At 60.9% G+C, this 12836-nt stretch carries 10 protein-coding genes; 4 read left to right on the forward strand and 6 right to left on the reverse strand.

Annotated elements, in window-relative coordinates:
- Positions 1–38: 38 nt before the first annotated feature.
- The 5 genes from ACZ5IU_RS03340 to ACZ5IU_RS03360 all read right to left on the reverse strand — a co-directional run bounded on the left by ACZ5IU_RS03340 (position 39) and on the right by ACZ5IU_RS03360 (position 6901).
- Entirely contained in the window at positions 39–674 is a 636-nt protein-coding gene (locus tag ACZ5IU_RS03340; RefSeq protein WP_464420503.1) for a transglycosylase SLT domain-containing protein, read from the reverse strand.
- A 226-nt stretch (positions 675–900) separates the two neighbouring features.
- On the reverse strand, positions 901–3957 hold the full coding sequence (locus tag ACZ5IU_RS03345; RefSeq protein ID WP_464420505.1) for an efflux RND transporter permease subunit: 3057 nt from the start codon (positions 3955–3957) through the stop codon (positions 901–903).
- A 13-nt stretch (positions 3958–3970) separates the two neighbouring features.
- Complete coding sequence (locus ACZ5IU_RS03350) at positions 3971–5116, reverse strand: efflux RND transporter periplasmic adaptor subunit (protein WP_464420507.1); 1146 nt, start codon at positions 5114–5116, stop codon at positions 3971–3973.
- 15 nt (positions 5117–5131) lie between these two features.
- The gene (locus ACZ5IU_RS03355; protein WP_464420509.1) at positions 5132–6394 is read right to left on the reverse strand and encodes a TolC family protein; all 1263 of its coding nucleotides are present in this window, start codon (positions 6392–6394) and stop codon (positions 5132–5134) included.
- 306 nt (positions 6395–6700) lie between these two features.
- Positions 6701–6901, reverse strand: a complete 201-nt coding sequence (locus ACZ5IU_RS03360) for a cold-shock protein (RefSeq protein ID WP_464420511.1) — start codon at positions 6899–6901, stop codon at positions 6701–6703.
- Positions 6902–7152: 251 nt separating this feature from the next.
- Here ACZ5IU_RS03360 and ACZ5IU_RS03365 point away from each other — a divergent pair, with 251 nt between their 5' ends.
- Both ACZ5IU_RS03365 and ACZ5IU_RS03370 read left to right on the forward strand, forming a co-directional pair.
- Positions 7153–9096: an ABC-F family ATP-binding cassette domain-containing protein gene (locus tag ACZ5IU_RS03365; RefSeq protein ID WP_464420513.1), complete on the forward strand. Its 1944-nt coding sequence runs from the start codon at positions 7153–7155 to the stop codon at positions 9094–9096.
- A gap of 25 nt (positions 9097–9121) precedes the next feature.
- Positions 9122–9898: an LmeA family phospholipid-binding protein gene (locus ACZ5IU_RS03370; RefSeq protein ID WP_464420515.1), complete on the forward strand. Its 777-nt coding sequence runs from the start codon at positions 9122–9124 to the stop codon at positions 9896–9898.
- Here the strand turns inward: ACZ5IU_RS03370 and ACZ5IU_RS03375 are convergent.
- Positions 9885–10583, reverse strand: coding sequence for a L,D-transpeptidase family protein (locus ACZ5IU_RS03375; protein ID WP_464420517.1), 699 nt, complete (start codon positions 10581–10583; stop codon positions 9885–9887). The two genes, ACZ5IU_RS03370 and ACZ5IU_RS03375, sit on opposite strands and share 14 nt — an antisense overlap.
- Positions 10584–10742: 159 nt before the next feature.
- Between ACZ5IU_RS03375 and ACZ5IU_RS03380 the strand changes: the two genes are divergently transcribed.
- Both ACZ5IU_RS03380 and speE read left to right on the forward strand, forming a co-directional pair.
- Entirely contained in the window at positions 10743–11927 is a 1185-nt protein-coding gene (locus tag ACZ5IU_RS03380; RefSeq protein ID WP_464420519.1) for a type III PLP-dependent enzyme, read from the forward strand.
- A 30-nt stretch (positions 11928–11957) separates the two neighbouring features.
- Positions 11958–12803: a polyamine aminopropyltransferase gene (gene speE, locus ACZ5IU_RS03385; RefSeq protein ID WP_464420521.1), complete on the forward strand. Its 846-nt coding sequence runs from the start codon at positions 11958–11960 to the stop codon at positions 12801–12803.
- Positions 12804–12836 lie beyond the last annotated feature (33 nt).

A 12836-nucleotide genomic window follows, 5' to 3' on the forward strand; every position in this document is an offset into this window, starting at 1 on the left:
AGGTGCGGTCTGCCTCCATCCTTCCCCTTGTCCTTCCCCTATTGGCCGATGGCGCTGACGTGCTGCGCGAAGCGCGTGTCCAGCTCCTTCCTGCAGTTGATCACGCCGGATACGTACTTCGGCGCGTTTCCGCCGACGTAACGCCTGAGCGCCTTCTGGATGTCGCCTCTCGAGGACCTGAGATAGCACGAGAAAATATACGTCCCCGCGAGGATGTTCTTCTTTGGATCGTAGATGTCGGTTCGGGTCTCGATGTCGGAGAACGAGGACGTGAGGCCGCTTCGGTGGGCCTTCCAGTTGATCTGCATAAGCCCGTGGCTCGTCCGCGAGCGGACGTCGCTCTGGGCCCCCGACTCCTTGACGATGATAGCGGAGATCATGAAGGGATCGACGCCGAATTCGTCCGAGGCGTCCATGATGTAGTTTGCCCAAACCACCGCTTTCGCCGCATCCAGCTCCGAATTGCTCTTCCGGAGCCGTTCGGCAATGACGCCCTTCTTGATCTTCCGGGCGTCGATCTGATGTTTCTTCGAGGGTTTTGTCCGGAGCGGCTGGATCTGCAGTCTGTCCAGCCGTTCACCTTCCGCACGGGCCTGCGTCGCGAAGCACAGGACGAGCGCGAATACCGCCATGACCGCGAATATCAGTGGGAAAACACCCATTTTCCGGGCCATAGATCCGCCTCCTTTACTCACACAAAAAAACTACCTCAGGGGGAGGGTCTGTTTCACGCGCGAGATTATAGCGACCGAAGACGGGTTTGGCAAATCGCATACAATAAATCAAAAAGACTCTCTCAAAGACGACAATATCGAGAAAAGGCTTTCATAAAAACGGCGGATCATTCCATCCGGGAACGATCCGCCGTTTTCGAGGAGATAAAATTTTCTCCGCCGCGCGTCAGGCTCGCGCCATTTGTCTCCGGTTCCTCCACACGCGAAACTTCCATATCAGCGAATACACCGAGGGAATGACGAACAACGCGAGGCTCCCTCCGGCGACGATGCCACCGATCGAAACGATCGCCATCGGCGCCCTGTAGGCGCCCCCCGCCCCGAGCCCGAGCGCAAGCGGCATCATCGCGATGACTGATGTCAGGTCTGCCATGATGATCGGGCGCAGGCGCACCGTACACGCCTCGAGAATGCCCTCCGTAGGATCCGTGCCTTCCTTGCGAACCATTTCCGCGTAGTCGAGAATCACGAGCGCGTTGTTGACCACCATGCCGACGAGCATGATGAATCCCAGGATGCCATAGATCGACGTATTCGTGTTCGTGATGAACTGCAGCGGAATCACTCCGATCGCCGCGAGCGGAACGGTCAGCATGATGACGAACGCGTAGAGGTAGGATTCGATGATCGCCGCGATCATCAGGAACGTCAGGACGATCGCCATGACGAACGCGATGCCGAGGTAGAAGAAATTCTCCCGCATATCCTCGACTTCACCGCCGTACTTTATCTTGTATCCGTGCGGAACTTCGATGGCTCCGATTTTCTTCGTGATTTCGGCGAAGACCTCGCCGACCGAACGCCCCGAGACGTCCGCCGTGACCGTAACCGCCCGCATCCGATCCGTCCGGAGGATCCGCGTCGGCCCGAGGCCGTAGGTTATGTCGGATACGGATTTGAGCGGTACGTATTCGCCACGCGCCGGAACCGGCAGGTCTGGAATCTGAAAGACCGTATCGACCTTCGACGGTTCCAGCCGCGCCAGAATGTCGTATTCCTTTCCCTCCGAACGGAAAACTCCCGATTTCTTCCCCGTGATATACCCCCGCGTCGCGACCGCGACATCGTCGACGGTCAGACCGAGCTGCCCCAGACGCCATCTGTTCGGTTCGATCCTGAGTTCCGAACGCCCGAGCCGCCAGTCGACGTCGGCGTCCACCGCTCCTTTCGTCTCGCGGACGAATGCCAGCATCCGCATCGCGATCGCGTTCAGGGTTTCGATGTCGTCGCCGATAACCGAGACTTCGATCGGTTTTCCAGGACCGCCGCCGCTTTCCGCCGCGGAGACGGTCGACGTGAGATCGGGAATTCCTGCGAGGAACGGACGAAGCCGGTCGGCGATGTCGAATGTCGTCGGACGGCCGGGATCCCTCGTCATGAAGAGTCGCACGCGGCTCCTGTTGACGCCGGAATTCGTTCTGTTGCCCCCCGCGAGAACCTCGACGGTCGCAACCCCCGTGAGCCCGCTCGCGAACGCCTCTATCCGATCCGTCACGCGGCGCGTGTACGCGAGCGATGCCGTCGTCGGGAGTTCGAGATCGATCTTCACGACCCCCTCGTCGACCTTCGGGACGAACTCGACGCCTAGACGTGGCCAGAGCAGGACGGATCCGTAGAACAGGACTCCGAAGAGAAGAAACGTCAGCCACGGATGCCGGAGGCTCTTCGAGACGAGGACGTGGTGAATGTCCTCGAACCCCGAGTAGAGCCAGATCCACCATCCCGTGAGGAAACGCGTCAGCCGTCCGGGAGTGCCGTACGGCGTCCGGGCCGCCATCATGGGTGTGAAAGTCAGCGCCGTCCAGAGCGAGAAGATCGTGGAGAAGACGACTGTAAGCGCGAAGTCCCGGAGGAACTGTCCCGCGATCCCCTGCGTGAATGCGACGGGGATGAAGACGCCGAGGTTCGTCGACGTCGTCGAGAGAACCGAGATCGCGATTTCCCCGGTCCCCTTCTCCGCGGCCTCGATCGGGCCATACCCCATGTCGCGGTAGCGGAAGACGTTCTCGAACACGAGGATCGCGTTGTTGACGAGCACTCCGATCGAGATCGCGAGCCCGAGCGTGCTCATCATGTTCATCGTGATGTCGCAGGCGTACATCAGGATGAACGTCGCGATGACGGCTGTCGGCATCGTGAGCGCCACGACGAAAGTGACGGATATGTTTTGCAGGAACAGGAAGAGCACGAGCCCGCAGAGCAGGATCCCCTGCCCCATGTTGGTGAAGACGTTCCATATGGCCTCTTTGATGAAGTTCGAATCGTCGTTCGTGACGACGACGTCGAACCCTTCGGGAAGGAACTCCCGGATCCTGTCGAGTTCCTTTCTGATCTCTGCGCTCAGCGAGACGACGTTGCTGTTCGGGCTCGCGATACACTCGATGAAGATCGCCTTGCGCCCCCGGTATGTCGCGTATCCCCGCTCTTCTTCGGTGCTGTCCGCGACGCGGGCGAAGTCCGAGAGCCGGATCGAGACGCCGTCTTTCCTGTAAAGGCGGATTTCGCCGAGCAGGGCAGGGTCGCCGACCTGCCCGATGACGCGGACGGTGAGCTCGCGATCTCCCTTCGCGATATGCCCCGAGGGATCATTGAAGTTATTGACGGACAGGGTCCGGATGACCTCGCCGAGGGTCACGCCGAAATGGGCGAGTTTCGCCGGATCGATGTATACGTTGATCTCGCGCTTCCGGCCGCCGAGAATGTCGGCTTTCGCGAGCCCCTGGAGCTGCGTGAGGCGACGCTGGATCTTGTCTTCGACGACGTCGTAGGCAAGTTCAGGCGGCAGGTCGGACGTCACCGCGATTGTGATGAACGGTTCCGCGTTGATGTCGACCTTCTCGGTCACCGGTTCCTTCGCGTCCTCCGGAAGCTGCGAGGCGATGGCCTTCACGCGATTCGACACATCGAGGACCGCCTGCGAAATGGTGACGTCGTACTTGAACTCGGCGACGACGAACGAGGCCCCCTCGACGGAGTAGCTCTTGATCTGCTTGATGCCTTCGACCTGCGCGACGGCATCCTCGATCGGCTTGCTCACGAGCGATTCGATCTCCGACGGGCCGGCCCCCTCGTAAATGGTGCTCACGACGACGATCGGGATATCGACCTTCGGAATGAGCGCGACTCCGAGGCTCAGATAGCTGTAAATACCGATGACCACGGCGAGCAGGATCGTCACGGTCGTAAGGACCGGACGCCTGATGAACATTCGCAGGACTCCCATGTCGCAGATCCGCCTACTTCGTTTTCCCCGAACCGGCGGAGGTCGGGACGATATCGTCCGAGGTTCCGCGGATCCAGACCTTCGCGCCGTCGTAGACGCTGTTGAGGCCTTCTTTCACGAGGACGTCCCCGGAAAAGAGTTTCGAGCGAACCTCGACGATGCCGCCCTGTCCGTCGCCGAGCGTGACGGCGCGTCGGAAGACGCTGTCGCCCGATATAACGAACACGACCGTCGAGTCCCCCTCGCGCCTGAGAACCTCATACGGAACGGAGATCACTCCGTTCCGCGAGTCGACCTGGAGCTCGACCTCGACGAACATCCCGGGAAGAAAGTTCGCCCCGGGCTGCAACGCAACGACGCACGTGTACATTCCGGTGACCGCGTCCGCGCCGGGATCGATCCGCTTCACCGCGCCGGGGAACGTGAGCCCCTGGATATGAACGCGCGCCGGAACCCCGGGGCGGACGCGGATCGTATCGGCCGGAGCCAGCGCGACGTCGACCTCGAGGTTCGCGAGATCCGCCACTTTCAGCAGAAGACGGCCGGACTCGGCGATTTCGCCGACCTCGGCGTTTCTCTCGACGACGACTCCGGTCAGCTTCGAACGCACGACCGTGCGCGAGAGGCGGGTATTCACGTCGTTCAGCTGGGATTTCTTCTGCTGCATCGCCACGTACGCCTTCTCGACTTCCTGTTTCGAAATACCTCCTGCGGCGTGCAGACTCCGCTTCCGTTCGTACTCCTTGACGGCGTCCTGGTAATCCGCCGTCAGAGCGGAGAGGTGCGTTCCCTCTAGTTCGCGCGAGAGTTCCACGAGGATATCGCCGGCCTTGACGTGATCCCCGACCTGAACGGCGACATCCGTGATGAATTCGCGAACGAACGCCGACACCTGCTGCGTCGTTGCCGACTGTACCTGTCCGTAAAACGTCTTCCAGAGATCCCAGCGTCCCTCTTCCACTCTGTACACAGCGACCGGAATTCCGAGTTCGGCGCGGATATCGGCCGAACTCGGGGCACCCGAACGCGCCGTGTGGGGAAAGACGAGCCGGTATCCCACGAATACGAAGACCGCTCCGAAAAGAACGATCCAGAAGCCCCGACTGAAAAAGTGGGACCAGAAGCCCCGCCCCGCCGGAGTCGCGCCTTTCTGTTCCATATCTTTCCTCCTCCGTCAGTGTCCGCCGCCAACCGCGTATCCGGCGACGTATTGCCCCATCGCCTTCCTGAGGCTGACCAGCGCCAGATACATCCCCTTGATCGCGTTCAGTCGATCCGTCCTGACCTGGCGGTTCTCCACCTGTGCGTTCAGGAGGTCGATCTGGGCTCCCATTCCCTCGTTGTACATGAGCTGCGTGATTTTGAGCTCCTCGTCGGACCGCGCGACCTGCAACCGCTTGCTGAGCTCCACGGCCACGGCGCTGCGCCATTCGTTCTCCGCAAGGGCAAGTTCCTTCGTCACTTCGTTGCGCTTCGACCGGAGCGCGGCCTCGGCTGCCTCGACCGCCTTCTCAGCCTCCCGCACGCCCGCCTTCGTCTTTCCTCCGTCGGAAACGGGAAGAGTGACAGTCAGGGAAAAGAGTGCCTCCTGTTCCGGAGGCGTCGTCTTCTCGGAATCCGTCAGAAAGACGTACCCGACGCTACCGTCAAGGGTCGGAGACATCCCCTTCGCCGCAAGCGACCTGAGGACCTTCGAACGTTCGACCGCGAGCGTCCCGGAGCGGACGTCCGGCCGGGACTTCCACGCCATCCCGGCATCCCCCGAAACGCTCATCCCCGGTACGACAAGTTCGGCCTGGAGCGGGACCACAGCCTCCCCTCCCGCGAGCGCGGACAGCCGGGAAAGCGAATCCGTGAACTGGGCCTCCGCTTCGACGAGAAAGCTCCTGCTCTCCTCCACCTTCGCCGACGCGCGGATGACGTCGAGCTTCGGGACGAGCTGATTCGCGTATTTTTCCTCGGTGATCCTGAGGTTCTCGAGCCGCTGTGTCAGCGTTTCCTTCTGGAGCTGAACGTTGGCCCGCGCGAGAACGGCCGTCCAGTACGTCTGCTCGGCCTGGGCCAGAAGCGAGTTGACGAGCGTCAGGTATTCCGAAGCGGCGATCTCGTAACCGAGCACGAGCTGACGTTCCTGGGCGCCGTAGACGCCCGATATGTCGAAGCGATGCGTGATCGCCGCAGAAAGGGAGTAATCTCCTCCGACATCTCCCGTCACGTGGGACGCACTTCCTCTGAGTCCCGCCGACGGCCGTTGAGACGCAACGGCCGAACGGACCGAATAGTACTTCGCTTCCACCTGCCGCAACGACGAACGGATATCCTCGTTCGTCCGCTTCACGAGATCGAGATACGCTCTCACATCCAGCTCTCCGGCGGACGCTCCCGCCGTCCACAGCAGGACCGCCGACACCAGAAGACATATCGCATGTCGTCTCATACACCGTCACCTCACTTGATAATTTCGAACGGGTCGCCGCAGGCCCGGAAACCGAACGGATATACACCTTCCGGTTGCGGGAAAGTCAACCTCTCTTCCGTCGCGAAGCCCGCCCACGGTGGTTCCTCACAGACACCCGCAATCGACCACGAGTATTCGTTTGATTTCCTGTGCTGTCAAGAGAAATATGCATTTCGATTTCCACGCTCCTGCGGTTCGTTTCCATCTGGGGAAAAACAAAAAAAGGACGGCCTCACGAGGCCGTCCTTCATCTCATCGTCTGGATTCAGGGATTGGGCGGGCGCGCTACACCTTCTGGACGTTGGAAGCCTGAGGCCCCTTGGCGCCCTGTGTGATTTCGAAGGAAACCTTCTGTCCTTCCGCAAGAGTCTTGAACCCGTCGCCCATGATGGCGCTGTAGTGAACGAAGACGTCCTTGCCCTCATCGGTCGTGATAAAGCCGTAGCCCTTGGCCTCGTTAAACCATTTCACAGTTCCTTGGGTCATAAATAGAGAGCCTCCCTAAGAAAATTAAATAAACCGGACCCTATCCGGCGCTATTACAATATATGATTGATGCGAAACTGTCAAGCAATTTCGCATCCGTTGACAGCAATCTCGCATCCGCGTCCTCGTTTCCCTATTCCTTTGACACCTGTCAGCCCGAGCCCCTATACTGAGTCCGAATATATTTTCGTCCTCGTCCCGCAGGTTCCGGGTACGGGGGACGCAATACGGCGTCAAAGGATGGACAGAGCGTGATATGCATACATGATGTATCGCTTCGTTTCGGAGAACGCCTTCTCTTCGACCGTCTTTCGGTCGACGTTCCCGATGGCGCCAGGGTCGGTCTCGTCGGCCCCAACGGATCGGGAAAGACCACGCTTCTCCGGATTCTCGCCGGAGCGGCGGAAGCGGACGAGGGAACCATATCCATCCCCGGACGGCATCGTATCGGATATCTTCCCCAGGATCTCGTCGAACTCCAGGACATCCCTCTGCTCCGGCTGCTTCGCGAACGGTCGGGCGTCGCCGGGGCGGAACGGGAGCTCGAACGCCTCTCGCGCGGGATTTCCGAAGGCGGCGACCGTGTCCCCGATCTCCTCCGTCGACACGAAGAGGCTCAGCGACGCTTCGAAGCGCTCGACGGATACGCGTTCGATTCGCTCGCGGGAAAGGTGCTCACGGGGCTCGGTTTTCGCGCCGGAGACGCGCGACGTCGCTGCGGCGAGTTCTCGGGGGGCTGGAAGATGCGGATTCTGCTCGCGTCGATCCTTCTCGCCGCCCCGGACATCCTGCTTCTCGACGAACCGACGAATCACCTCGACACGGAGAGCATGGAATGGCTCGAGGGGTGGCTTACGGGCTTCAGGGGGACGATGATCGCCGTCGCGCACGACCGGCGTTTTCTCGAACGGATGTGTACGCACATCGCGGAACTCGAAAACCGGTCCGTAACGCTGTACGGCGGCAGCTATCCGCAGTATCTCCGCGAGAGGGAACAGCGACGCGAAGAGGCGCTCCGGACCCGCCGGAAACAGGAAGCTCTGATCGAGAGGACCGAGGCGTTCATCGAGCGTTTCCGATACAAGGCGACGAAGGCCGCCCAGGTCCAGAGCCGCATCAGGGTGCTCGAAAAGATCGATCCCGTCGAGATCGACGGTCCCGGGAAAACCATAAGGATCAGGTTCCCCGAGTGTTTGCGAACCGGGCATGAAGTCGTCCGGCTCACGAACGTCGGTATGAGCTACGACGGCGCGAGTATCTTCCGGAACGTCTCATTCTCGATCACTCGGGGGGAGAAGATCGCACTCGTCGGCGTCAACGGCGCCGGAAAATCCACGCTCTCTCGCCTCATCGCGCTCGAGGAACCGCCGACGGAAGGAGACGTCCGTCACGGTCACAACGTCAGGGCAGCTTTCTTTTCGCAGGAGAGCACGCAGAACCTCGACTACAGACGGACCGTGTGGCAGGAGGCGCTCGACGCGGGCGGCCCTCTCCTCGAGGGACCGCGCCGGACGTTGCTCGGGGCGTTTCTGTTTTCCGGAGACGACATCCATAAGCCGATCTCGGTGCTTTCCGGCGGAGAAAAATCCCGGCTCGCGCTCTTCAGGATCCTGTTGCGCGACTCGAATCTCCTCATCCTCGACGAGCCGACGAACCATCTCGACATGACGACGAAGGAACTCTTCCAGGAGGCGCTTCTGGAATATTCCGGCACGCTCGTGATCGTCTCCCACGACCGCTTCTTCCTGGATTCCCTCGTGACGAGAATCATCGAAATCCGGGACGGACGCATCCGGGATTACCCCGGAAACTATTCATATTTCATAGAGAAGCGGGCCGAACTCGACAGATCTGCGGAGCAGGATTCCCCGAAAGCGACGACGAACGGAACGGGAGGCGGCGGCGAACGGGAACGAAAACGTTCCGAAGCGGAACTGAGAAACGAGCGGTACCGCCGGAAACGCGTCGTCCTCGAGGAGCTCACGCCCATCGAAGAGGAGATATCCGCTCTCGAACGGGAACAGGCCGAAACCGACGAGCTTCTGTGCATCCCGGAGATTCTCGCCGATTCGCGCCGCGTGCAGGAACTCATGCTCCGCAGGGGACAGACCGCGTCCCTCCTCGGAGAACTCATGCCGCGATGGGAACGCCTGATGTTCGACATCGAGAAAATCGACGAAAACCAGCCTGACTGACGCACAGAACAAGGAGGACACGATCATGACGAAACGCGTGCATTGCCTTGCCGCATTCGCGGCGCTCCTGGCGGCTTTCTGCGTGATTCCCGCCGCGGCCGCTCCCGTATCTGGAGACGCGGGATCCCTTTTGGTCGACTTTTTCGTTAAAAAATTCTCGCCCGATGAGATGACGATGATCATCGACGAGGCTCCCGATCCGTCGGGATCGATCCGGGACATGTACCTCGACATCAAGGGGTGCTCCATCGGAGGCGTCCGGATCGCGTCGCTCAGGGTCCGCGGCATGGGAATCGACATGACGCCGGTCCGGGAGTGGGAAAGGGGGAACGTCGACGTGAAGGGCATGCTCCACGCCGTCGCGGATTGCAGGATCACGGCGGACGACATCAACCGGAATCTGCTCGGGAAGGACTTCGGCGACGATGACCACTGGCATGGAATCCAGCTCACCATCGGCAGGAACGGTGTGTACGCGCGCGGCTACTACCAGGTCCGCATCCTGTTCACGCTCGATATCCTCATCGAGATCACGAGCCGGTTCCGGATAGTGGACGCACAGCAGATCTGGCTCTCCGATTACACGCTCGCCGTCAACCGCGTCGGCGTCCCCGATTTCATCACCGACAAGGCCGTGGCTCAGATCCAGCCGATCCTCGACCTCTCGAAGTTCGTGTTCCCGCTGAGGCTGCACTCAATCGAATACGAGGAAGGTTCCGTCCGGATCAGGAGCAGAGTTCTCCCGGAACCGATATCGGGGATCACCTACACCTACAGGAGCCCCGCGCCTAATCCTCAATGACGACGAGCATCCCGGGCGCGACGCGGGCTCTCAGGTCCGACACGTCCTGGTTGCGCATCCGGATGCACCCTTCCGAAACCCTTCCGCCGATGGACAGGGGGTCATGGGTCCCGTGGATCCCGATCCCCTGCCATCCGGTCTTCAGCCGGATGAACCATGGACCGTACGCTCCCCGGATCGGTCCCTTGCCGTCGCCGAAGTCGTGCGTCCACGAGGACGCATCCTGAACCCTGTCGACAGAGAAACGCCCTTCGGGCGTACGGTTGTCGCCCGATCGCGTCTTGTTGCCGCCGTTCTTTCCGACGGCGATCGGATAGGATCTCTCGACTTCGGTTCCTCTGTAGAGAAGCAGCGTGTAGCGGCTTTTCACGATGCGTATCCACCGCCGGTCGCGCTCGACGCGTTCGGTCAGCGGGGGAAGGTCTTTCTGCGGGAACGGCTCGAAGGCGGGTGTCGGCCGGGCTGGTTCGACCGGGGTCGCGAACGGTTCGGACGGCTTTGTCGGAGGAGACGGCTGCCGGAGCGAACGGAAGAAAAGGACTCCCCCTCCGATGGAAAGGAGCAGGACGATTCCGAAGACGAAGTATACGAGCTTTCCGGTACGAATGGAGCATCCCTCCGCGGCCGATTCGTATGGCGCGTTCGCGCCGCAAGGAGTGTATCGGCCGCGGAGGCGACGTGTCAAGCGTCATTCCCGCGCGACGAAACCGCACCTCGTGTGCGTTTTTCCACTCCAAAATGTATACACAACACAGACAAAGTACCCTCTTGCCCTTCCGCCCCCAGGGTCGTACACTATGCTCGCTTTTTATCACGGTTCCCAAAAAAGAGGAGGAATATCGGAGTGGAACACCCCCCGGCTTACAGTTTCGACCTTGAGCGTTTCATGCCCAAGGAGCGGTTCGAGGCCATCAAAGCGTTCGCAGCGGACAAGGAAACACCCTTTCTCGTCATCGACCTCAAGCGGGTCGCACAGCACTACGATCAGCTCACGACAGGGCTCCCCTTCGCAAAAGTGTACTACGCCGTCAAGGCCAACCCGAATCCCGAAGTTCTGAAGCTGCTCATCGACAGAGGAAGCTGTTTCGATATCGCGTCGATCTACGAACTCGACTTGATGCTCGGACTGGGGGTTTCCCCTGACCGGCTCAGCTACGGCAACACGATCAAGAAGGCCGCGCACATCGCCTACGCGTATGAAAAGGGAATCAGACTCTTCGCCACGGATTCCGAGAGCGACCTGAACAAGATCGCGGAAAACGCTCCCGGCTCGAAGGTCTTCTTCCGGATCCTGATGGACGGCAGCGGCGCCGACTGGCCCCTCTCGAGGAAGTTCGGAGCCCATCCTGACACGATCTACAATCTCATCCTCTCCACGCCCGCGCTCGGGCTCGACCCCTACGGCGTGTCGTTCCACGTGGGATCGCAGCAGCGCGACATCGGTCAGTGGGACAACGCCATCGCGACGGTCCGCTACCTTTTCGAGGCCGTCAGGGAAAAGGGCGTTCCGCTCCGGATGATCAATCTCGGCGGCGGATTCCCCGCGAGGTACCTGTCGCCGACGTCGGAGACGAACGTGTACACCGATGAGGTTACCCGTTTCCTCACCGAAGACTTTCCCGAGGGACTTCCCGACATCATCATCGAACCGGGGCGTTCCATGACGGGCGACTCGGGGCTCCTGGTCAGCGAAGTCGTCCTGGTTTCAAAGAAGGCCGAGGCAAACCAGTATCGCTGGATATATCTCGACGTCGGAAAATTCGGCGGACTCATCGAGACGCTCGACGAGTCGATCAAGTACCCGATCTACGTCGAGCGCACGGGCGAGACGCAGGAGGTCATCCTGGCCGGACCGACATGCGACAGCATGGACATCCTCTACGAGACCGAGAAGTACAAACTCCCGCTCTCGCTCCGGGAAGGGGATCGGGTATATTTCTTCACGACGGGCGCCTACACGCAGAGTTATTCGTCGATCTGCTTCAACGGCTTTCCGCCCCTCAGGGCGTACGTCTACGACAAAGACTGACGCCATGCGCCGGGAAGGGAGGACATGAACGTGGAGACGCGACCGAGACGCCGCTGCGAAGTATGGTTCGCGGAGGAGCAGACGCGCGACATGCGCTTGTCGCTTCGCGTCGGCGAGACGCTTCTTCGCGCGCAGACACCCTATCAGGAACTCGCCGTCATCGACACGCCCGAATACGGACGCATGATGGTCCTCGACGGCGCGATCCAGATCTCGGAGCGCGACGAGTTCTGCTATTCCGAGATGATGGCCCACATCCCGCTCTGCGCCCATCCCGCTCCCGCGTCCGTTCTGATCGTCGGCGGCGGCGACGGAGCCGTGCTTCGCGAGGTACTGCGCCACCCGTGCGTCGAGCGGGCGGTCCTCGTCGATATCGACGAACAGGTCATCGCGGCTGCGCGGCGTTTTTTCCCCTCGATCGCCGCGTCGATGGACGATCCGCGCGCGGAAGTTCTGTGTACCGACGCGATCGCCTTCATCCGGGAGACGTTCGGCGAGTTCGACGTCGCGATCGTCGACAGCACGGATCCGGTCGATTTCGCGGCCGGTCTCTTCGAGGCGCCGTTCTACACGGACATCAGAAAGGCGCTGCGCGAGGACGGAATGGCCATCGCGCAGACGGAATCGCCGTTTTCGGACGCGAACGTCGTCACGGGAGCGGTCGGCGCGCTCCGGCGCGTCTTTCCCGACGTGCGCCTCTGCTGGGGTGCGATGCCGACATACCCGACCGGAATGTGGACGTATACGATCGGCTCCTCGGCATACGACCCCTCCGTTCCGGTTCGACCCTGTCCGCCGGGAACGCGCTACTACACGCCGGACGTCCATCGGGCCGCGTTCGCCCTTCCGGCGTTTCTTTCGGAACTGATACAATAACACCGCGTCGGGATCCGCCCGGCTACCGGGATA

It is taken from the genome of Lactivibrio alcoholicus, assembly GCF_055390895.1.

Bases quoted from the DNA above. Each gene is read 5' to 3' on its own strand.
- ACZ5IU_RS03340 (WP_464420503.1), bottom strand. From the start codon at position 674: ATGGCCCGGAAAATGGGTGTTTTCCCACTGATATTCGCGGTCATGGCG.
- ACZ5IU_RS03345 (WP_464420505.1), bottom strand. From the start codon at position 3,957: ATGGGAGTCCTGCGAATGTTCATCAGGCGTCCGGTCCTTACGACCGTG.
- ACZ5IU_RS03350 (WP_464420507.1), bottom strand. From the start codon at position 5,116: ATGGAACAGAAAGGCGCGACTCCGGCGGGGCGGGGCTTCTGGTCCCAC.
- ACZ5IU_RS03355 (WP_464420509.1), bottom strand. From the start codon at position 6,394: ATGAGACGACATGCGATATGTCTTCTGGTGTCGGCGGTCCTGCTGTGG.
- ACZ5IU_RS03360 (WP_464420511.1), bottom strand. From the start codon at position 6,901: ATGACCCAAGGAACTGTGAAATGGTTTAACGAGGCCAAGGGCTACGGC.
- ACZ5IU_RS03370 (WP_464420515.1), top strand. From the start codon at position 9,122: ATGACGAAACGCGTGCATTGCCTTGCCGCATTCGCGGCGCTCCTGGCG.